This window comes from Gordonia sp. ABSL11-1 (assembly GCF_030315685.1).
Lineage (GTDB): Bacteria > Actinomycetota > Actinomycetes > Mycobacteriales > Mycobacteriaceae > Gordonia.
Map to the genome: position 1 here is coordinate 1 of NZ_JASXSI010000035.1, position 18939 is coordinate 18939.

Consider the following 18939-nt stretch of genomic DNA (forward strand, 5'->3'; position numbering starts at 1 on the left):
CCCATCGCCAACCCCACCGGAGCAGTACCACCGCGCTCACCAGGGACGAGGCTGCCACGACCAGGCGACCGCTCTCGCGATCGCACCGAAGTCGCGCCGTCCCGTCTGATCTTGCTCGAGCGAAGTACCGCGGGCAGGGACTTGTCGCGCACGTGGTGTGGGCTGCGCGACCGAGAGCCGTGGCGCCGGTCGGACGCCCCCGTCACGCACCGGGCAGCAACGAGCCGAGACTCCCCGTTCCCACGTTGCCGGCGGATGCACCGCTGCCACTGACGAGATACGCCTGGGTTCCCCAGATCACTGTGCCCTGATCATCGCTCGCTGCACGGTTCTGATACCCGAGTACGACGTATCGGATCGTCCGGAACTCCACGTCGCAGTAGCGGTGGCGCCCGCCGCGATCGGACCGTCGGAGCAGATCTGTGAACTGTGCGGAAGAAACCGGCTCTTCCGAAACCTTCGCACGCACTGCCGAGATGTCGGCTGTCGTGGCGGTACCGCCGTAGTAGGCATTCACGGTCTCCGCGAGTCCTTGGACCGCTGCGAAGTCACGGCCCTTGTAGATCGACAACGGACACCCCGCGTTGAAGGGCGTGGTGTTGGTGACCTTCACGGTCAACACACCATTGGCGAGGGACTGCGTATGGGTGAACTCGCCGGGCACGACCGACCATGCAGCATGCGCAACCCCGGCGCCCCCGCACACCGCCACAACCGCAGACGCGCACACCAACAGTCCTGCACCGCTTCTCGCACCGACACGCATATCGCTGCCCATTCAGCAAACTCATCAACGGAACGTAGCCACCGAGCTCGGCCTTCGCAGGCCAGGCCGCCGACACCTGCGGCGGAACGGTGTTGAGGACGACGCTAACTGCATCGATCACGCCGGATGGTCCGCCAAGCGACGACCGCAGGCCTACTGCGGCAGACCCGTGGGTCGTCATTCACAAATCAGATTGTCTGGGCTACACGACATCTGGCCATGGGCTCGCGTTTGTCGGTTTCTGCTCCGCGGTTTGTCGATCCACGGGGTGTGGTTCCACCTCCGACACGCATCGATTGCCGGGCATTTGGTGCAAAAACTTGGGGGCCGACACTTCCCGTCGGCGTGCACGGGGTGAATCGTCGACCCACGTCGTCGTCGCGTGGAAGAAGAACGCCGAGTGGGGATGCACGGTCACGGTCGGCTCGGCGGTGATCACGCGGTGTGTCGGCGCCGTTGGGCGGTCATCCCGATTCTCCGCGTCCCGGGATCAAGCAGTCGCAGCGCCACGCGGCCACCTGGTCGCGCCACTCCGACTGCCCCGCTGTCTGCGGAAGTCCGGCGTGCAGACTCGGTGACACGGTGCTGCGATTTCACGGCACGTATCGGGCGATCGAGGAAGATACCCCCGCACCCGGCGTGCCGTCGTCGAGAAGGAGCAAATACGGTGCGGTCGAGTGCCATCGGGCGGTGGTGCTCGGTGACGGCAATCGCCATTCTCGGTGACCTGACTGAGCGTTGTAGGCGGCGAGGGTCGGATGGTTCGGACGATGATCGGCTGCAGGGTCGCCCTTGAAAAGCAGCCGGGTACCGTCGAAGCCGAGGTATTCCTGACCGTATCCGGTAGTGAACGTGCCTCGCCGGGCGCCGTTGTGGGCGTCGAAGATCGTCCAGTTTCGTCTGATTCCAAATTCACCCGAGTAGTCCTCGCGCACAGCCGCCGCATACTCATCACCGAGCATCTGTACCGATGATGATGGTGCCGCGAGAGTGGCCCACCTCAGCACATGGTCGCGGATCGTCGCCATGCCCACATCGGTGCTCGACACCAGGGGTAACACATCACCACCGGCAGTCGTGGCCTGCTCACTGAATGCCTCCTGTCGAGGCACACGCCATCCAGCGATGTCGCCGCTCTTGCGGCCGTCGACGTCGAAGAACTCCACCCGGGAACGACCCGGGGTCGACCGGCTGGTCACGAAACCCCACCGATGCACGATCACCGAGTCCGGCCCGAGATTGCTGGCGTCGGCACCTCGCGGCCTCGCTGGGGTGGAGTAGAGTGCTCTGCCGGTGTCCAGGCGGTAGACGGCAAGGCCGCCACGATAGCGGCCCGCCATAGCGAACAGATTCCCAGTGCCGGAAACGGCGAGCTGATCATGATTGACCGGCGGCCGAATCGTCCACAACAGGTGGCCGTGGGAGTCGAACCGGGTGATCCTCACCCGCTGATCGGGTATGTCGTCGCTCGTGACAAGAGCGACGCGCATCTCGGTGTCTTCGGAGACCTCTTCCGGAACCGCGATGTTCTCCATCTCGCCGGTCACCACGAGGAATCCATCGCCGGCACGTGTGATCGTCGACCACCCTGCAGTGTCGATTGTCGCGGTGGCCACATCCTGACCACTGCGTGGATCGATGAACGAGACCCTGTTGACGACGGCCCCTGCGTCTCTGACGATCCGCACGCAGGCCAGGCGGTCGTCGCGGCTCATCGCGCACGGGCCGTCCCATCCGGTTCTGGGCGACTGCCACAACGGACGACCCGTGGCCGGGTCCAGCGCTATCAGCGCACCACGCTTGCCTGAACCGTCCGGGTTCGCCTTGACGATCAGCACAGGTTCAGCGACCTCGACAGACAGTCGTGCGTGTGCGAACTCGGCGCCGAACAACGCTGCCGCGTCGACTTTCCACCGACTGTGTGGGGGTCTCGGCATCTGTTCCGAACTTTGTGTCTCGACTGGCCGTTCGGCTGCGTCGCCGAACACAGCTCCCGCCGCCACGAATGCCAGGACCCCGACTGCCGACAAGACAGCCAGCACCAGTCCTTCCCGTCGACCACGAGCTGCCATGTGAACCAGTCAATCACGATGCAGGATCCGCAACGTTGAGACGCGCCTGTCCCCGACGTCGGCAGAGGAGTACGACGATCCCGGGAAGTCGGCGTGCCTCCGCCATCGCCCACCGCCAGGCGTGGGCCGGCGTCTTCTCGTGAGATCACCGTTGCCACATGCCCCTGGCGACCCAGCCTGCTTGACATGAGAGTCACGAGAGCGGGCCGTCGAGTGGATAATCCACTCGACGCCGCCCCTGGGTGACCCTCATGTCGACGTCGGCCGAGATCGACTGCCACATCCCCCAGCGGAGCGGGTCGATCCGTGGTGCGCATCCCTACCACCTCCGGTTCGACGAACGTTGTACGCGCCTACCTACGCACCTCGCCGTCCCGGCCGATCACCGTCGGTCACGACCCAGCATGGGGCAGCAATGCGACTTACCGATGCGGGCAGCCAGTTCGACATACCGGGAAGCTTGTGCAGTTGCAGCAGGCGAGCGCCCAGCGCTAGAGGCGAACATGGCGCAGGCCCACAGCGGCACGCCGAAGCTGGTACCGCGCAACGTTCAGTCGAGGTCGCACGAGTTCGAGGCCGACGTCGACGGCAATCTCCTCGACGACGTCGTCGACACGACGACCAGCGGTTTCGACACGGGTTGCGAACCTCTCGCCCGTCAACGCGTCCACGCACCGGCCGGTCTGCTGCATCGCCCAGGTCTCCCGGACTCCGACGATCCGGCCGGCCACATGCGCGGCTCGACGTTTGAGCCTGGCGTGGATCACGGGTGCCGGAGCAGTCAGCGCATAGTGATGCGTGTCCGTGCCCGCGCTGCGCAGTCCACCGATGATCTCGTCGAAGTAGTCGTGATCGACCAGTGTCATTGGGACGATCACCGGGCCTGGGCACTGTCGCTCCGTTTGCAGGAGGGTGTCCCTGACACCGATACGCCACTGTCGAAGGTCCTGAAAGTCGTTGCGCTGCTGCGGTAACAGCATCTTGTGCAGAGCAAAACCGAGCAGTTCGGGATCGGCCACGTGCGCATCGGGCAGGCGACGATGAAGTTCGTGGGCAGTCTGGGTCTTTCCCACGCCGAAGGCTCCATTGATCCAGATCAACACCGGATCGAGTCTAATCCAGACGCCCGAATCGTCACAGAACCTGACTCGCTACCGGTGAGATCGCCGTGGCCGAGCTCGCCGAATCTCTGAAAGAGACCATTGCGGCGATAGAGATCGACCATCGGCTCGAATCGACGGAATTCCCATCTGCGCACCCTCTTTCGGTCATCCTGGCCGCAGCGTCCTGCGTCGGCGAGAGGACCGCATCCCGCCTCCCCGCACTCGGCGATCGCATCGCCGTCCGGAGTGTCGCATGATCGATCACCCGCGATGACTGAATTCGGCGGCCGCGTCGAGGAGGTTCACCGCCACATTGTCGATCGGTGTCGGGTCATCGAAGCTCGAGCCCGCCTCCGCGAGTGTCACCGCCGCTGCCGTGAGCACGAGGACAGCGTCGACGACAACCACCTCGTTGGGACGCGGTGGCCTCGGACCCGGGAATCGCCACCAATTGGGCGGCAGGGCGATCGTGATCGGCAGCTTACCCGTGCCATCCCCATCGCCTTCGACATCGGCCTTCCGAACACGCTCTGTCCAACCATCTGCGAAGTGCGACAACACCCCGTCTTCACTTGAGACGAGATCAGCTGAGTGGAGGTCCAGAACCCGAGTGCTGATCGCGGCCGACTTCCATGCCGCGAATGCATCCCATGGGCCGAGCGAGGAATCCCATGGATGAGAAAAAGGACTCAGCAACCACGGATCCGGGACCGGAGCTGCGGGACGAAGCCACGGCGGCGGGCCAGGTGGAACAGGTGGGACAGGCCACCGGGGATGCTCAGGCAAGGTCGGCGAGTACACCGTCGGCAGGATGGGTTGCCAGCCCGTGAAATCCGGCAACCACGGCGGACCCAGGAGAACTGACCTCGAAATCCAGTCGGCGACTGCCGAGTAGTTCGTCCATAACGTGTCGTCTCGTGCGGTCAGCAGACGCGCAGTTCGTGCATCCATGTTTCCTCAGAGGGTGGGCGGGTCGAGACGTGAAACAGCTTCGGCGTTAACCGATCCCGATTACTGCATGGAACTCTAGTCCCGCTGGCCGAGGTCGAGCGAGATTTCATCCGAACAACCGACCGCGGATGCCGCCTGCGTACCAGCACACGAGTGCGGGCACCATCCCGAATTCCGAGAACGACAAGGCCGAGAAGGCAGCCGCAGGGCAGATCCCGGTCGAGCGCCATCGTTTCCTCACCCCTGCGTGGCGTGGACACGAGCGTCAATAGTGAACTGGATCCGAAGGCCCGGATACCGGGCGATCGGAAGGGGATGACAGCCGATGCCATCTCCCCCCAACATGATTCGTGATCGGCCCTACCATCAGCCGCGGAACGAGAAGAGCCTCCGGATGCCGGCATCCGATCCCGCCATCGCGATCACCTGTGATCCGAATGCCGTCGGCGAGTTCACACTCGTCGACCGAGCCCTGACTGCTTCGCGCTCGTGCCGCGCGGCACGGGGACGTCACAGCCGCGCAGCATCGAGTCGGGCCGCCTCACCTCGTCACGACGGCCTCGACCGACGGCAGAACGGCATCGCGCACCCGGACCGCGCGCGGGAGTAGTCCATTGGCATGGAGGAGGTCAGCGGCACGCTGCTGTTCGTCGAGGAAGTCCTCCGTGACGGGCCCGATTCCGAACGGCCGGTTGCGGATGGCGGCCTCCCAGGCGTCGAGACTGGCGTCCCCACCGCGATCGACGACATCACGGACGAAATACTCAGCTGCCTCGCGGGGATGATCGACGATCCACTGGTCCGACTCACGGAGCGCGTCGACGATCGCGGCCAGTTCCTCGGGGTGCTGTTCGGCGAAGTCGCGCCGCGTGAACCACAGCGACGGGTGACTGAACAGTCCCTCGGTGTCGATCAGGGTCCGGAGTTCGAGATCGCGTTCGACGGCGGCCAGGCCGGGGTAGGCGCCGACCCAGGCGTCGATCTCACCACTGCGGAAGGAGTCGGCGCCGTCGGTGACCGAGGTGTTGACGGGCACGATGTCGCGCCACGTCAAGCCGACCGAGTCGAGCGCGAACAGCAGCAATGTCGTCTGCCACGAACCATGGGCGATACCCACCCGCTTGCCTTTCAGTGCGGACACCGAGTCGATCTCGGAGTCGGCCTTCACCACAAGACGTCCGTTCTCGGTACGTGGTCCGGACACTCCGACATAGACCAGATCGCGCTCCTGCGCCAGACCCGTGATCGGCGGCGTGAAACCCGTGCCGATGAAGTCGTACCCGCCCTCGGTGAACAGCCAGTCCGAGTGCAGGGTGGGCAGGCCGGTGGTCGGGTCCGGCTCCGGCGACGCGGGTAGGCTCCGCAGGTCGACCCACTCGACGTCGATGCGTTGTTCGAGGATGCCCCGGTGGCGGAGTACGAACAGGGAGTTGTTGTGCGGGAAGTAGCCGACTCGAACGGTCATTGTCTCTCCTCAGTGGTGTGGGGTGGTTCGGGGGCGGTTCAGAGTTCGGGGATGAGACCGCGTTCGCGCGCTTCAGGGAGCAGACCGCTGCGCTTCCACTGCACCTCGAGATTGGTGGGGTGGAACTCCGCCGACCCGCCGAGTCCTTCGGCGATCGCCTGGAACTGGGCGCCCTCCTCCAGCAGGACGATGAACTTCGCGGTGTCGAGCAGTCCCCGGCGACCGATCACGTTGGACCCGCCATTGGCCTCGAAGATCGCGGCGAGGTGCGGATCCTCCTGAAGCCGTTCGAGGATGAACTCCGACGCCGGCTGGCGGCGGTTGATGTGCGGTGGGATCTCCCGCGACAGCGTCAACCGCTGGGAGGCCGCGTACCGGATCGGGAGGGTCCGGTGGGTCTGCGCCCAGGCACCCAGCCACGGCGTGTGGATGTGCACGACGGTCGTGATGTCCTCGTGGGCGCGGAACACCGGCGCATAGGATGTCACGAAACCCGCTGCGCCCGAACCGGACAGGATCTCGCCGTCGAAGGTCGCCACCACCGGACGGACGGTCAGGTCGTCGGCCCAGGGACCCGGGTCGTTCAGTGCGACGGCGATCTCACGACCGGGTACGCGTTCGACGAAGTTGGCGGTCCCGTTCGCCGACACCGTCCCGGTGGTCCGGAAGACGTCGAACGCCTTCTGTGCGTGCTCGGTCGCCTCGGCGACGAATTCGGCGACCTCGCGGTCGAGTCCGGTTTCTACGGTGGTCATGTCTCTCCTTGCGATGAAATGGGTTGTCTGTCTTCGACGATGGCGTGTGACAAAGAATGCGGCGCTGCTCAGCCCACGCCCAGGGCGGAACCGGCGGTCGTCTCGGCACGGCCGAGCCGCGATCGTCCCAGGAGCGGGAGGACCTCCTCGCCCACCCGATAGGCCTCCTCGAGATGGGGGTTGCCCGCCAGGATGAAGGCGTCGACACCGAGATCGATCAGTTCGTCGAGTCGTTCGGCGACCTGCTCGTAGCTGCCGACCAGCCCGAACGCCGGTCCGCCGCGCATCAGGCTGAATCCGCACCACACGTTGGGCTGCACCTCGAGATCGGAATAGTCGGTGATGTTCTCGGGCACCCAGCCCTTGATCCGGCCCGCGCCGACGGAGTCGCCCTGCGCCTGGCGGTTCGCCGCGGCGCGGTCGACGTGCTGCCAGCCCTCGGCGATCTCGGCCCACGCCGCCTCGGCGGTGTGCCGGGCGAGGACGTCGATGCGGACCGCAAACCGCGGACGCCGTCCCAGCCGCGCCGCGTGCTCGCGCACCCCGTCGAACTTGGCACGCAGATCCGCGAAGGGTTCGAGCCAGGACAGGTAGTAGTCGGCATGACTGCCCGCGGCGTTGACCGCAGCGCCGGACGACCCGGAGAAGTAGATCTCGGGGAACGGTGTCTCGGCGAGTTGTGGTGGCAGCACCGCACCCTCGGTGGAGAAGAAGTCGCCGTCGAAGTCGAACGGCTCACTCCCCCACACTCCCTTGAGGACGTCGAGGAACTCGCTGGTCCGGCGGTACCGGTCATCGTGGGCGACCTTGTCGCCCCACCACAGCTGAGCCGGGCCGCCGCCCCCGCTGATGATGTTGTAGACGAGCCGTCCCCCGGTTGCGCGCTGCAGGCTGGCCGACATCCGGGCGGCCTGCAGCGGATGCAGGAACCCCGGTTGGAACGCGACCATGAACCGGTAGGTACTGGTCTCTCGGGCCAGTGCCGCAGCGGCCGCCCACGGATCGTCGGTCCCCGGGAACGACGGGAGCAACCCGCCGACGAAGCCGGCGCTCTCCGAGGCCTTGGCCACGGCCGCCATGTGGTCGATGTAGCTGTAGGAGTCGCGTTCTCCCGCACGGATCGCCGGCGTCAGGTTGCCCGGTTGGACGCCGCGCCAGTCGCCCCGGTTGAGCCGGCGCGGAGTACGCAGGGTGGCATGGTCGCCACCCATCCCTATCCGCCAGTAGAAGTCGATGGTCATGGGTCTCCGCTCGTCGATGGAGGACACGGTCGGTCAGGAGTCGGTCGGTCAGGCCAGGACGCGGTTGCGCTCATCGGCCCGGAAAAGCAGGTGCTCGGTGTTGCGGTTGAGTTCCTCGATGTTCGGTATGCCCGACAGGACGAAGCGCTCGAAACCCTGTCCGGTCAGATCGACGATGCGTTGCGCGACCTCGTCGTACGACCCGACCAGACCGATGGGATGCCGGTGGCCGATCCGGTCGAACCCGGCGAAGGTGAGGTCGTCGACCCAGAGATCCTCCGCGCGGGTGTCGGCGTCGGCGCCGTAGGCGTCACGCCACTGACGGCGCAGGCGTTGCACCGCCTCGTCTTTCGTCGCCCGGGCGATCACCGGTAGGTAGAGACCGGCCTCCACGGTTCGTCCGAGTGCTGCCGCCCGTTCGGAGAGTGGCCCGACCAACGGTGCCGCACCGGTCGAGGACAACTCGAACAGGTGGATGTCGCCGTGCCGGGCCGACAGCGCGAGCGCCTCGTCACTCTCACCGCCCAGGCGGACGGTCGGGAAACGATGGCCGTGCACCGACCGGTCGAGCCCGCCGTCGGTGACCTCGTAGAACTCGCCCACGTGGTTGAACTCGCCACCGTCGAAACCGCCCTGGCGGGCCCCGGCCCCGTCCCACACCCCTTTCGCGACGGTCAGGAACTCGTCCGCGCGGCGGTGGCGCTCGGCATCGGTCAGTCGGTCTCCGCGAGCCCGGTTGTCCGCGGCGTCGGTCACCACGCGCAGTTGCCACTGCAGCCGGTCGTCGGAGTTCCGCTGTAAGGTCGCCGACACCTTCGCCGCGTAGACCGGTGTCCCGAAACCGGGATGGAACTCGACTGCGACGCGCGCATGACGGGTGCGCCGCAACGCGATACCCGCCAGGATCCACGATTCCTCACCGGCGGGGTCGTACGGGGCGATCACCGTGTCGTAACCGGCCGTGTCGATCGCGGTGATGACCTGTTCGGTCGGGTCGAACGGATCCCACCGGCCACCCGTTCGGAGGTCGGTGGCCACCGCCGACCCGGGGGCCGGAGCCCAGCCACCGCGGTGGCGCCCGGCGGAACCGACGTGCCGGCTGTCACCGCGCGTCGGCACCTCCCATTCGAAGGCGACCATCACGCTTCTCCGACGATGTCCGAAATGGGTGTGGCCGCACCGATCTCGGCGCGCGCACGTCGCAGCGGCTCGGAGTCGACCCAGCTCTCGATAGCGAAGTCGGCGGGCAGGAAACCGTAGGTGTAGAGGAAGCTCTTCTGGATTCCCAGCAGATCCAGGCGCTCCTCGGAGAGCGACGGGTGCAACGAGGTGTGGAAATCGTCCCCGTATGCCGCCACAACGCCGTCCGGACCCGAGAATGTCTCCCGCGCAAGCACTTCACGGACCGTGGTCAGATTTCCGGCGGCCCAGTCCGCCGCGCGCAGACTCGCGGCGAGGAAACCGACGACGACCTCGGGATGATCCTGCAGCAGCGATTCGTGGACGGTGATCGGTCGCGGCGTGCCGTTGTTGACCCGTGACCGCCTCGACTCGGTCGAATCGAGGTCGACGAGGACGCGCAGACCGTGCTCGGCGGCGGCCTCGGCAGCCCGGGCACCCTTCACGTAGATGGCGTCGACGTCACCGTCGAGCAATTCGGGGAAACCGGACGGCACCGATCGCAAGCGCGCCGCCTCCTCGGTGCGTACGCGCGGTTCCCAGTTGCCGGCCGTCTCGACGACGATCACGTCCCCGAACGAGAGTCCGCCGAGTGCCAGCGCGGAGGCGAAGCCGTGCAACGACATCGCGCGGGGGAAGCTGCGTGCCTGGTCGACCGCCCACGCGGGAATGCCGACCCGTTTGCCGCGGAGCCCGGCAGCATCGTCGATGTCAGAGTCGGGTCCCACCAGGATCGACTGCGACTCGTCGATCCAGGTGAGGCCGATCAGACGTGTCGGCGAACCCGACGCGCGGGCGACGATCGCCGGCACGTTGCCGCCTTCGCGGATCAGCCCCGACAACTGATGGTCGAAGTGGCGGGGAGCCAGTTCGGCGCCAGCGTCCTGCAGGATCGAGAACCCCAGGCCCGCAGCCGATGCCCGCTCACCGAGCCAGCCCAAACTGTTGGCCAGACCGCTCGCGGTGGGGACCGGGCACCGGGTGTACCAGACGGTGTCGGCATCGGGAGAGTGCGCCGGGGTGGTCGGGGTGTGGAGGGAGGTCGCGCTGTCGATGGTCATGGTGTTCCTCAACTCTCGGTGTCGGGATGTATGCGGCCGACGCCGAGTTCGCGGAGGAACTCGGCGCGGTAGCGGAGCGATTCGGGGTCGGAGCGGTCACGCGGGCGGGGCAGGTCGATGTCCTCGTCGACGCCGAAAGTTCCGTTCGACAGGATGATCACGCGGTCGGCGAGCCGGACCGCCTCGTCGACATCGTGGGTCACGAGAAGCACCGCGGGCTGGTGCCGGGCCACCAGATCGCCGACCAGGTCCTGCATCTGGAGCCGGGTGAGGGCGTCGAGGGCTGCGAACGGTTCGTCGAGGAGCAGCAGTTCCGGTTCGCGGACGAGGGCTCGGGCCAGCGCTACCCGTTGCGCCTCACCACCGGACAGAGTGGCCGGCCAGGCCTCGGCCTTGTCTGCGAGGTTGACCTCTGCCAGCGCGGCCCGGCCGCGGTCCTTCGTGCTCTTGCCGCCACGCTGGCCGATCGTCACGTTGGCCAGCGCCCGCTTCGAGGGCACCAGCCGCGGCTCCTGGTACACGGTCGTGCGTGCTGCGGGGACGAGGATCTCACCGGAGTCGGGCTCTTCGAGGCCGGTCAGCAACCGCAGCAGCGTCGTCTTCCCGGTACCCGATGGACCGAGCAGCACCACGAACTCGCCTCGCCTGATGCTCAGGTCGACCGCTTGCAGCACGGTCTTCGGGCCGAAGGTCTTGGTCACGCCGGTCAGCGAGACCGCAACCGGTTGGCCCGCACGGCGTTCGCGCGCAGTCGCCCGCGTCGGCTGCCGTTCCAGGAGTGGGGGCAGTGGGGCCTCCGGGCTCATCGGACGCTCACCCCCGCCCGCCATGGCATCGAGTACTTCTCGAGAATGCGGACGATCAGGTCGAAGATCAGACCGAGGATGGCATACAGCACGACACACAGGATCATGTAGTCGGTGCGGTTGTACTCCTGCGCCAGACTCACCAGGTAGCCGATGCCCTCACGCGTACCGACCTGCTCAGCAGCGATCAGACCGGTGATCGAGATGGACAGGCAGATCCGCAGTGCCATCAGGATTCCCGGCAGCGCCGCCGGAATGATCACGCCGAGGATCAGACGCCCCCCGGTGAGCCCGAAACCCTGTGCCGCCTCGATCATCTTGCGGTCGACGTTGCGAACCCCGAGGTAGCTGTAGGCATACATCGGCGACACCGTGGCGATGGCGATCAGCAACACCTTGAATGTGTTGTCGATGCCGAACCAGGCGATGAACAGGGGCACCAGCGCGAGGAACGGGATCGCTCGGTTGATCTGCATCGTCGAGTCGATGAGTTCCTCGCCGAGCGTGTACAGGCCCGCGAGCACCCCGAGGATCAGCCCGACGCCGACGCCGAGGCCGACGCCGAGCGCCGCACGTTCCAGCGACGCCAGCGCGAAGTCGACGAGCTGACCGGTGCCGTAGAGCTCGACGAACGCGTCGAACACGGCTCCGGGTGAGGCGAGTACCGCCGGTGAGATCGTGCCGGTGGCGGTGCCGATCCACCAGACCGCGACGATGCCCCCCGGCACCACGAACCGCAGTGGTAGCGAGAGCCACACGGGCCGGCTGCGCTGCCTACGCGTACGAGGGGTCTCCAGGCCGATCCGGTCGACCGTCCGTGACGCAGACTCGCCCGAGGACCTCTTGGTGGCCGTTGTCGAGGTCATTTCTGTCCGCTCTGGTACTTCTGCAACTGTGCGGGCAGATCGAAGAAGACATCCTCGGCGGTGACCGGCTTCTGGATCACGCCGGCCTCGACGAACAGCGCCGACACCGACTCGAGGTCCTCGGCATCCTTCGCCGTGGGGTAACGCGGCGTCGCCGCGTCGGCACCGAGAGCAAGGGCACGTGTGAGCCGGTCTCCGCTGAGCGCCCGGGGACCAGCCTTCTCGAAGACGTTCTCGTAGTCGTCGGGATTCTCGCGCTGCTGGTCGGTCAGCTGCTGCAACGTCTTCAGGTATACGTCGGCGACGTCGGGCCGCTCTTCGAGCACCTCTGTCCGGAAGGCGACGATGGTGTTGTCGACCGAACCAATACTCTCCTCGGTGGCGATCTCCACCCCACCGGCGGCCTTCGCCTCCTGGTACGGCTCGTTGAAGGATGCCCAGGCGTCGACCTGACCGGTGGAGAACGCGGAACCGGCGTCCGCCTGCTGCAGAGGCACCCGCTCGACCCGGTCGAACGGAATTCCCGCCTGCTGCAACGCCTTCAGCGTGATGTACTCGCCCTTGGCAGCCGGATTGACCGCGATTCGCTTGCCGACGAGTCCCTTGACATCGGTGATCCCGGAGTCCTTGGTGACCAAGATGCCGTTCTGGTCCTTACCGACCGGATCGGCCACAGCGATGATCTTGACGCCGACATTCTTCGACGACGCTCCGACGACAGGGCTGTAGGCACCGCCGGACACATCGAGCTGACCGGTGTTGAACAACTTGAGGTTGGACGAGAAGCCCGGGGTCGAGTTGACCCATTCGATCGTCGCGCCCAGCGGGGCGAGCGCCTTGTCGAAGGTCCCGTCGCGTTTGCCGACGGCCAGCGGTCCGGCGTTGCCCGGGTCGGTGACCTTGAGCACGAACTGATCACCACCACCATCGGCGCCGGTGTCCGAGTCACCCGACGTGCAGCCGGTGACGGCGGTGAGCAGCGCTGCCGCCACGACCACGGCGGAAGCGAGACGGAATCGCGGGGTAGATCCGGGCATGAACGGCTCCTGTTCGACAGGTGGGGACCGTGCTCTGATGAACACGAGGACTGAGTTGCCGCTGACGTTATGTGGACGCTGACACCTAGCACACCTCTGCGTTTCCGTTAGTTGGAAAGCTTGACAACCTCACTCCGGGCTGGGTCAGTAGGTACGTAGCTCTGCCACAGGTCGCGGTACAGCCCCGGCATCGACACCAGATCCGTATGCCGCCCGGACTGGACGGCCCGGCCGTCGCTCATCACGATGACCCGGTCCGCCCAGGCTGCCGTGGTCAGTCGATGTGCCACGAGTACCGTCGTGCGCCTCCGAGCGACTGCTTGCAGAGCGGCGAGGACCTCGGCTTCGGTACCCAGATCGATGTCCGAGGTCGCCTCGTCGAGGATCAGCAGGTCCGGCTCGACGAGTTCGGCGCGCGCGAGACAGATCAGTTGCTGCTGTCCCGCCGACAACGTGGCCCGGCCCGGCCCCACCGGCGTCTGGTAGCCGAGTGGCAGGGCCGCGATGCTCTCATGTGCACCGACCGATCTCGCCGCCCGCTCGATCTCGGTCTGCCCGGCGTCGGGACGTCCGAACGCGATGTTGGACGCAACCGTCCCGGCGAACAGGTAGGGGTCTTGTGGCACATAGGCGACATCCGGACGACGGTCCCGTGAGCCGGCGTCGCGCAGGTTGACGCCGCCGACCCGGACGACGCCGCGGTCGGGCGAGTAGAACCGCAGCAGTAGTTTCATCACGGTGCTCTTGCCCGCACCGGTCGTGCCGACCACGGCCGCGGTCTCGCCGTCGGGGATGACCAGGTCCAGTCCGTCGAGCGCAGGTCGACCACGCGTCCGCGTCGCCGACGAGTAGCCGAACACCACCCCGTCGAATTCGACTGCCGCGCCGAGTGATCCGCCGGCTCCGGCCGGCGCCGGCCGCACGTCCTCGTCGACGGGGGTGTCGACGGGGGTGTCGGCGGGCGTGTCGACGGGCGTGTCGACGGGCGTGTCGAGGAAGCCGCGCATCCGCTGGGTGCCGACCCGAGCCTGGATCCAGAGGTCGAGCACGATCGACAACTGCTGAAGCGGGGTGAAGAACAGATCCACGTAGAGGAGCGCGGCGACCAGCACACCGGTGGTGAGCGTGCCCGCGTCCATGAGCTGTGCGCCGACGATCAGGATGAGCGCTTTGGCCACCACCGCGAGCAGGTTCAGGAAGGGGAAGAACACCGAGATGTAGAGCATCGAACGGCGGCGCGCATCGCGGTAGCGCTGCGAGTGCCCGTCGAAGGCGCCCGTCGTCCACTCCTCGGCGTTGTGCGCCTGGGTGATCCGCACCCGCCCGAGGTGTTCGGAGAGCAGCGCGGTGATGGTCGCGATGCGCGAACGCGCCTGCAGGTACGCCCGATTCGAGCCCCGCACGAAGATCCACGACCCCACCGCGAGCAACGGGATGGTGACGAGCATCGCGGCTGCCAATCGCATGTCGAGCACGGCAAGGGCGGTCAGGATGCCGGCACATGTGCACATGTTGACGATCGCGTTGACCATGCCCTGCGTCATCAGCTGCCCGACCGCGTCGACATCACTGGTGAGCCGGGTGACGATGCGGCCCGACTGCCGTCCGTCGAAATAGTCGATGCGCAGTCGCTGCAGGTGCCCGAACAACCGGAGCCGCAGCGCGAAGAGCACACGCTCGAAGACCCTCGCCGCCCGCAGCGCCAGCACCCACGAGTTCAGCCAGGACACCAGCGCGATCACCAGGACGATCGCGCACGTCACCCAGAACACGGTCGTCGCGTCCGCGGAGACACCGTTGTCGATGCCGTGGCGGAAGAGGGCGGGGACGGCCAGCGTCGTCGCCGCGTCGACGATGACCAGGACGACGCACAGCGCGACGGGCCACCAGAACGGACGCAGGGAACCGGTCAAGCCGAAGACCCTTGTCCGCGACGGCCTCGGCGGCGGACGGTCGTCGCCGGGCGCGGGCACCTCGGTCAGCGGCGGGAGCGCCAGGAGCGCCTCGCGCAGGTGCGAGTCCACCTGCTGGACCTGTTTGCCGCTCTCGTCGGCGTCGAGTCCCAGCCGGGCCCGGACCACCGGGTCAGCGCCGGCCTCGTCGACTTCCGGCCAGCTCTCCGGACTCGGGATCGCCTGATCGTCCGTCACCCCCGAACGCGTGGCAGCGGTCGCGCCCCGGATCGCGCCACCGGCCATCAGAGCCGCGACGCGTGGGTCGGCGAGCACCTCCGACGGCGGACCGTCGTGCGTTATCCGACCTGATTCGAGCACTATGACCTGGTCGGCGAGTTCGGTCGTCGCGGGCCGTCGGGCGATCAGGATCGTGGTCCGGCCGGACATCAGGCCTTCCAGGCTCGCCAACACCGTCCGCTCGGTCGTCGGGTCGAGCGCCGACGTCGTGTCGTCGAGGATCAGTACCGCCGGGTCGGCGAAGAAGGCGCGGGCGAGTGCGATCCGCTGACGCTGACCGCCCGACAACGAGATCCCGCCGGGTCCGACCACGGTGTCGTATCCCGCAGGCAGCTGCTCGATGAACTCGTCGGCCGCGGCAGCGTGGGCGGCGGCGGCGACTGCGGCGCCATCGGCCGGGGAACCCATCGCGATGTTCTCGCGGAGCGTGCCCGAGAACAGCAGGCTCTCGTCGAACACCATCATCACCGCCGACCGCACCGACCGCGGCGACACGGCACGCAGATCGGTACCACCGATCCGCACCGATCCCCGGTCGGGGTCGAACTGGCGGGCGATGAGCGACCCGAGCGTCGTCTTGCCCGCACCGGACGGACCGATGATCGCCACCCTGCTGCCCGGGGCGATCGAGGTGGTCACACCACGAAGGACGGGGTGACCGCCGAGCGCGAGGTCGACGCCGGTGACCTCGACAACCCCGCGCGGCGACGGGAGATCCGGACCGGTCGGGTCCATCGCCGGCACGGTGTCCAAGAGTGCGAACACCCGACGCGCCCCCGAGCGCGCGAGCTGCATCGTCGTCACCATCGCCGCGAGCAGCCTCGCCGGAGGCGCGAATTGCAGCACGTACGAGGCGAAAGCGAGGAAGACACCAACGGAGACGTGCTCGTTCATGGCCAGCCACCCCCCGACGACGAGCACGCCGAGTTGGGTGAAGACCGGGACCGCGACCATCGCCGCGCTCCACCGGGCCGAGATCCGCGCGCTCCGCAGGCGCGACGAGAACAGGCGGGTCGCGCGGGCGCGGAACCGGTCCAGCCGCGTCGCCTCCTGACCGAACGCACGAATCAGTTCGACCCCGGCGATCTCCTCGTCGACCGCTGCGGCGACCTGGCCCAGCAGCACTTGGTCGCCGAACGAGGCGGGATACAGTTCGCGGCGGAGCCGGCGCGTGACCCAGAACAGGACCGGGACGCTCGCCGCCACGACAACGAACAGAGGCGGGGACAGGACGAGCATCACGACCAGGCCGACCGCAAGCAGGGTGAGGTTGGCGACGAACAGCGGCACCTGGGAGATGAACATCTGGATCAGGTTCAGATCCGAGGTCCCCCGCGAGATCACATCGCCCGCAGCGAGTTCCGCCCGGCGGCGCGCGTCGAGCGCGTGCAGGTGACGATGGACCGCGACCCGCAGATCGTGCTGCACGTCGACGGCACACCGGCTGCCGATATAGCGGCGCAGCGCATGGGAGACGAAGCTCAGCACACCGATGGAGCACAGGACGCCGATCCAGAACGCGAGGGATTCCGTCGGGTCGAGCAGGACGTCGTCGACGATGATCTGCCCGACCAGCGGCACCAGCGCCAGCACCCCCTGCCCCACCACCGCCAGCACGAGCGCCACCGACACCCGGCCGCGGTAGGGACGCACCCACTGCCAGAGCCGTCGTAGCCAGCCCGGCCCACTCTCGTCGGTCACACGTCTCCTCGGATCTCATCATTGCCCTGATTCCTGAACTTGCCGAGCTCGAACCGCGCTGATCCTGATGTCGACGGCCCACTCCGCGAGGAGTATCTTCCGAATAGTGGAAAGTGGCCAGGCCCTGAATCAGGCCGATTTCTAGTCGGGAGGCACGGAGGCGATGGCAGGTCCTGGTGTGCAGACCGTGTCGAGGGCGCTGGCTGTTCTCGGCTGCTTCCGCGGCGGCGAGGAGCTCGGGGTCACCGACGTGGCCCGCGCGCAGGGCCTCGCACTCAGCACGACTCACCGTCTGCTGACCGCGCTGGTCGATGCCGGCTTCCTCGAGAAGACCGCGGAGGGCAGCCGATACCGCCTCGGCGGCGCGCTGGCACAGTACGGTCAAATCGCCTATCGCCAGCACCGGATCTACCTCACCGAACCCCATCTGGAACGGCTGGCGGCCACCACCGGCGCATCAGCCTCGGTCGCGATGCGCTATGGCAACGAGGTCGTCCTCCTCGGCACGAGCCGGTGGCGCGAAGCGGAGGGGCATGCGCTCCAGGGCGTCCTGCTACCGCTGCACGCCTCCGCGCTCGGCAAAGCCCTGCTCGCCTTCTCCCAGGTCGGCCAGGACGAACTCGAACGCCTCCCGTATATGAGCGGCACCGACCGCGCCGTGCGGACCGCCGACGAGCTCGCGAAGGAACTGACCGTCACCCGGGAACGGGGCTACGGCTTCAACGACGAGGAACTGGCGGCCGGACACCGCACCATCGGCCTGCCGATCTTCCCGACCGACGGTGGCGCCGATGTGCGTTTCGCCCTCGGCATCCGAGGTACCACCGAACTCATGAGCCCCGAACGCATCCCGTTTCTCGTCGACCTCGGCCGGTCAACCGCCCGGGACATCAGCATCGCCCTGGCACAGTGAGCGAAAGGTCCAGATTCTTTGACGCCGAGCCCTTTTCAGCTCAGCGCCGTCCGCAAGCAGATCCAGGCACCCTGGATGATGAATGACGGTGAACGTAACGTCCACCGTTACGTTCACCGTCACCTGCGGGTTCGCCTGCGCCGCCCGGTACCCCGACATCGCCGAGCACCTCGCCACACATCGCCGCGCTCTGCGCGAACACATCATCGATCACCTTGCCGACGCCATCGAGATACTGCAGATCGTCCCGCCGCCAAGCCTGCCCACCGCCAAAGACCTCGCCCGCGCAGTCGTCACTGTCTACGACGGAGCCATTTATCAACTTCTTCTGGACATGGATGAGGCAGCTGTACGCAAGCAGTTCGTCGCCTTGACCACCGCGCTGGTCCGCTAGCGGATATCGCACAACCGCTTGAGCCAGGTGATGATTCCGTCGAGGACGACTCCGCCGCGGCAGTCGAGTTCGTGCTGCTTCCCCCACGCCACGTGGTGACGAGACCCGGCGACGACGAGGCGCGCCACGTCCGCGCAGTGCCGATCTGCGCCCAACTCGACACCGATGTGTCGACCGAGTGCGATCACGCTCATCGACGCCGGGGACCTACCTCGCGATCTGGAGACCCGGATCGAGCACGTCGTCGGGCACCTCGCCGTCACCGACCGTGTCACTGAACTGCCGACGATCCACGAAGCAGTCCGACACGACCAGACCCCGCGGCACGATCGTCGTCGGACCGCCTCGCAACGTGATGTTCCGGCACCTGCGTTGTGACCCTGCCGGAGTCGGCCCGCATGAAAGTCACGCAGGAGCATCGGAAAGTGGATTATCCA

The 18939-nt window shown here is 67.0% G+C and carries 17 protein-coding genes; 3 read left to right on the forward strand and 14 right to left on the reverse strand.

Annotated elements, in window-relative coordinates; all coding sequences use genetic code 11:
* Positions 1 to 202: 202 nt before the first annotated feature.
* From QSJ19_RS24540 to QSJ19_RS24550, 3 genes are all read right to left on the reverse strand, one after another.
* Complete coding sequence (locus QSJ19_RS24540; RefSeq protein WP_286323664.1) at positions 203 to 730, reverse strand: hypothetical protein; 528 nt, start codon at positions 728 to 730, stop codon at positions 203 to 205.
* 629 nt (positions 731 to 1359) lie between these two features.
* On the reverse strand, positions 1360 to 2703 hold the full coding sequence (locus tag QSJ19_RS24545) for a PQQ-binding-like beta-propeller repeat protein (RefSeq protein ID WP_286323665.1): 1344 nt from the start codon (positions 2701 to 2703) through the stop codon (positions 1360 to 1362).
* Positions 2704 to 3329: 626 nt separating this feature from the next.
* A complete protein-coding gene (locus tag QSJ19_RS24550; RefSeq protein ID WP_286323666.1) occupies positions 3330 to 3941 on the reverse strand; it encodes an AAA family ATPase in 612 nt (203 codons plus the stop codon).
* A gap of 65 nt (positions 3942 to 4006) precedes the next feature.
* Here QSJ19_RS24550 and QSJ19_RS24555 point away from each other — a divergent pair, with 65 nt between their 5' ends.
* Entirely contained in the window at positions 4007 to 4198 is a 192-nt protein-coding gene (locus QSJ19_RS24555) for a hypothetical protein (RefSeq protein ID WP_286323667.1), read from the forward strand.
* A 4-nt stretch (positions 4199 to 4202) separates the two neighbouring features.
* Here the strand turns inward: QSJ19_RS24555 and QSJ19_RS24560 are convergent, their stop codons facing one another.
* The 10 genes from QSJ19_RS24560 to QSJ19_RS24605 all read right to left on the reverse strand — a co-directional run bounded on the left by QSJ19_RS24560 (position 4203) and on the right by QSJ19_RS24605 (position 17195).
* Positions 4203 to 4325: a hypothetical protein gene (locus QSJ19_RS24560; protein ID WP_286323668.1), complete on the reverse strand. Its 123-nt coding sequence runs from the start codon at positions 4323 to 4325 to the stop codon at positions 4203 to 4205.
* Positions 4326 to 5433: 1108 nt separating this feature from the next.
* Positions 5434 to 6357, reverse strand: a complete 924-nt coding sequence (locus QSJ19_RS24565) for an ABC transporter substrate-binding protein (protein WP_286323669.1) — start codon at positions 6355 to 6357, stop codon at positions 5434 to 5436.
* Between the two features lie 38 nt (positions 6358 to 6395).
* Complete coding sequence (locus QSJ19_RS24570) at positions 6396 to 7112, reverse strand: class II aldolase/adducin family protein (protein ID WP_086534013.1); 717 nt, start codon at positions 7110 to 7112, stop codon at positions 6396 to 6398.
* Between the two features lie 68 nt (positions 7113 to 7180).
* A complete protein-coding gene (locus QSJ19_RS24575) occupies positions 7181 to 8353 on the reverse strand; it encodes an LLM class flavin-dependent oxidoreductase (protein WP_286323670.1) in 1173 nt (390 codons plus the stop codon).
* Positions 8354 to 8401: 48 nt separating this feature from the next.
* Positions 8402 to 9493 (reverse strand): LLM class flavin-dependent oxidoreductase, encoded by a 1092-nt coding sequence (locus QSJ19_RS24580; protein WP_286323671.1) that lies wholly within the window; start codon positions 9491 to 9493, stop codon positions 8402 to 8404.
* Entirely contained in the window at positions 9493 to 10593 is a 1101-nt protein-coding gene (locus QSJ19_RS24585; RefSeq protein ID WP_286323672.1) for an ABC transporter substrate-binding protein, read from the reverse strand. Before QSJ19_RS24585 ends, QSJ19_RS24580 begins: the two co-directional genes overlap by 1 nt.
* Before the next feature lie 8 nt (positions 10594 to 10601).
* Positions 10602 to 11399: an ABC transporter ATP-binding protein gene (locus QSJ19_RS24590; RefSeq protein WP_286323673.1), complete on the reverse strand. Its 798-nt coding sequence runs from the start codon at positions 11397 to 11399 to the stop codon at positions 10602 to 10604.
* Positions 11396 to 12265, reverse strand: coding sequence for an ABC transporter permease (locus QSJ19_RS24595; protein WP_286323674.1), 870 nt, complete (start codon positions 12263 to 12265; stop codon positions 11396 to 11398). Before QSJ19_RS24595 ends, QSJ19_RS24590 begins: the two co-directional genes overlap by 4 nt.
* Positions 12262 to 13302, reverse strand: a complete 1041-nt coding sequence (locus QSJ19_RS24600) for an NrtA/SsuA/CpmA family ABC transporter substrate-binding protein (RefSeq protein ID WP_286323675.1) — start codon at positions 13300 to 13302, stop codon at positions 12262 to 12264. Before QSJ19_RS24600 ends, QSJ19_RS24595 begins: the two co-directional genes overlap by 4 nt.
* Positions 13303 to 13409: 107 nt before the next feature.
* Entirely contained in the window at positions 13410 to 17195 is a 3786-nt protein-coding gene (locus QSJ19_RS24605) for an ABC transporter ATP-binding protein (RefSeq protein ID WP_286323676.1), read from the reverse strand.
* Positions 17196 to 17358: 163 nt separating this feature from the next.
* Between QSJ19_RS24605 and QSJ19_RS24610 the strand changes: the two genes are divergently transcribed.
* A complete protein-coding gene (locus QSJ19_RS24610; RefSeq protein ID WP_286323677.1) occupies positions 17359 to 18108 on the forward strand; it encodes an IclR family transcriptional regulator in 750 nt (249 codons plus the stop codon).
* A gap of 82 nt (positions 18109 to 18190) precedes the next feature.
* Positions 18191 to 18502: a hypothetical protein gene (locus QSJ19_RS24615; RefSeq protein WP_286323678.1), complete on the forward strand. Its 312-nt coding sequence runs from the start codon at positions 18191 to 18193 to the stop codon at positions 18500 to 18502.
* Here the strand turns inward: QSJ19_RS24615 and QSJ19_RS24620 are convergent.
* Positions 18499 to 18696 carry a hypothetical protein gene (locus QSJ19_RS24620; protein WP_286323679.1) on the reverse strand — a complete coding sequence of 66 codons (198 nt, stop codon included), beginning with the start codon at positions 18694 to 18696 and terminating at the stop codon, positions 18499 to 18501. The genes QSJ19_RS24615 and QSJ19_RS24620 overlap by 4 nt on opposite strands.
* Positions 18697 to 18939: the final 243 nt, after the last annotated feature.

What these genes read in the sequence shown, in the direction of transcription:
- QSJ19_RS24595 (WP_286323674.1), bottom strand. Translation starts at nt 12,265, where the DNA reads ATGACCTCGACAACGGCCACCAAGAGGTCCTCGGGCGAGTCTGCGTCA.
- QSJ19_RS24570 (WP_086534013.1), bottom strand. Translation starts at nt 7,112, where the DNA reads ATGACCACCGTAGAAACCGGACTCGACCGCGAGGTCGCCGAATTCGTC.
- QSJ19_RS24600 (WP_286323675.1), bottom strand. Translation starts at nt 13,302, where the DNA reads ATGCCCGGATCTACCCCGCGATTCCGTCTCGCTTCCGCCGTGGTCGTG.
- QSJ19_RS24565 (WP_286323669.1), bottom strand. Translation starts at nt 6,357, where the DNA reads ATGACCGTTCGAGTCGGCTACTTCCCGCACAACAACTCCCTGTTCGTA.
- QSJ19_RS24590 (WP_286323673.1), bottom strand. Translation starts at nt 11,399, where the DNA reads ATGAGCCCGGAGGCCCCACTGCCCCCACTCCTGGAACGGCAGCCGACG.
- QSJ19_RS24575 (WP_286323670.1), bottom strand. Translation starts at nt 8,353, where the DNA reads ATGACCATCGACTTCTACTGGCGGATAGGGATGGGTGGCGACCATGCC.
- QSJ19_RS24620 (WP_286323679.1), bottom strand. Translation starts at nt 18,696, where the DNA reads ATGAGCGTGATCGCACTCGGTCGACACATCGGTGTCGAGTTGGGCGCA.
- QSJ19_RS24610 (WP_286323677.1), top strand. Translation starts at nt 17,359, where the DNA reads ATGGCAGGTCCTGGTGTGCAGACCGTGTCGAGGGCGCTGGCTGTTCTC.
- QSJ19_RS24585 (WP_286323672.1), bottom strand. Translation starts at nt 10,593, where the DNA reads ATGACCATCGACAGCGCGACCTCCCTCCACACCCCGACCACCCCGGCG.
- QSJ19_RS24580 (WP_286323671.1), bottom strand. Translation starts at nt 9,493, where the DNA reads ATGGTCGCCTTCGAATGGGAGGTGCCGACGCGCGGTGACAGCCGGCAC.
- QSJ19_RS24545 (WP_286323665.1), bottom strand. Translation starts at nt 2,703, where the DNA reads ATGCCGAGACCCCCACACAGTCGGTGGAAAGTCGACGCGGCAGCGTTG.
- QSJ19_RS24615 (WP_286323678.1), top strand. Translation starts at nt 18,191, where the DNA reads ATGACGGTGAACGTAACGTCCACCGTTACGTTCACCGTCACCTGCGGG.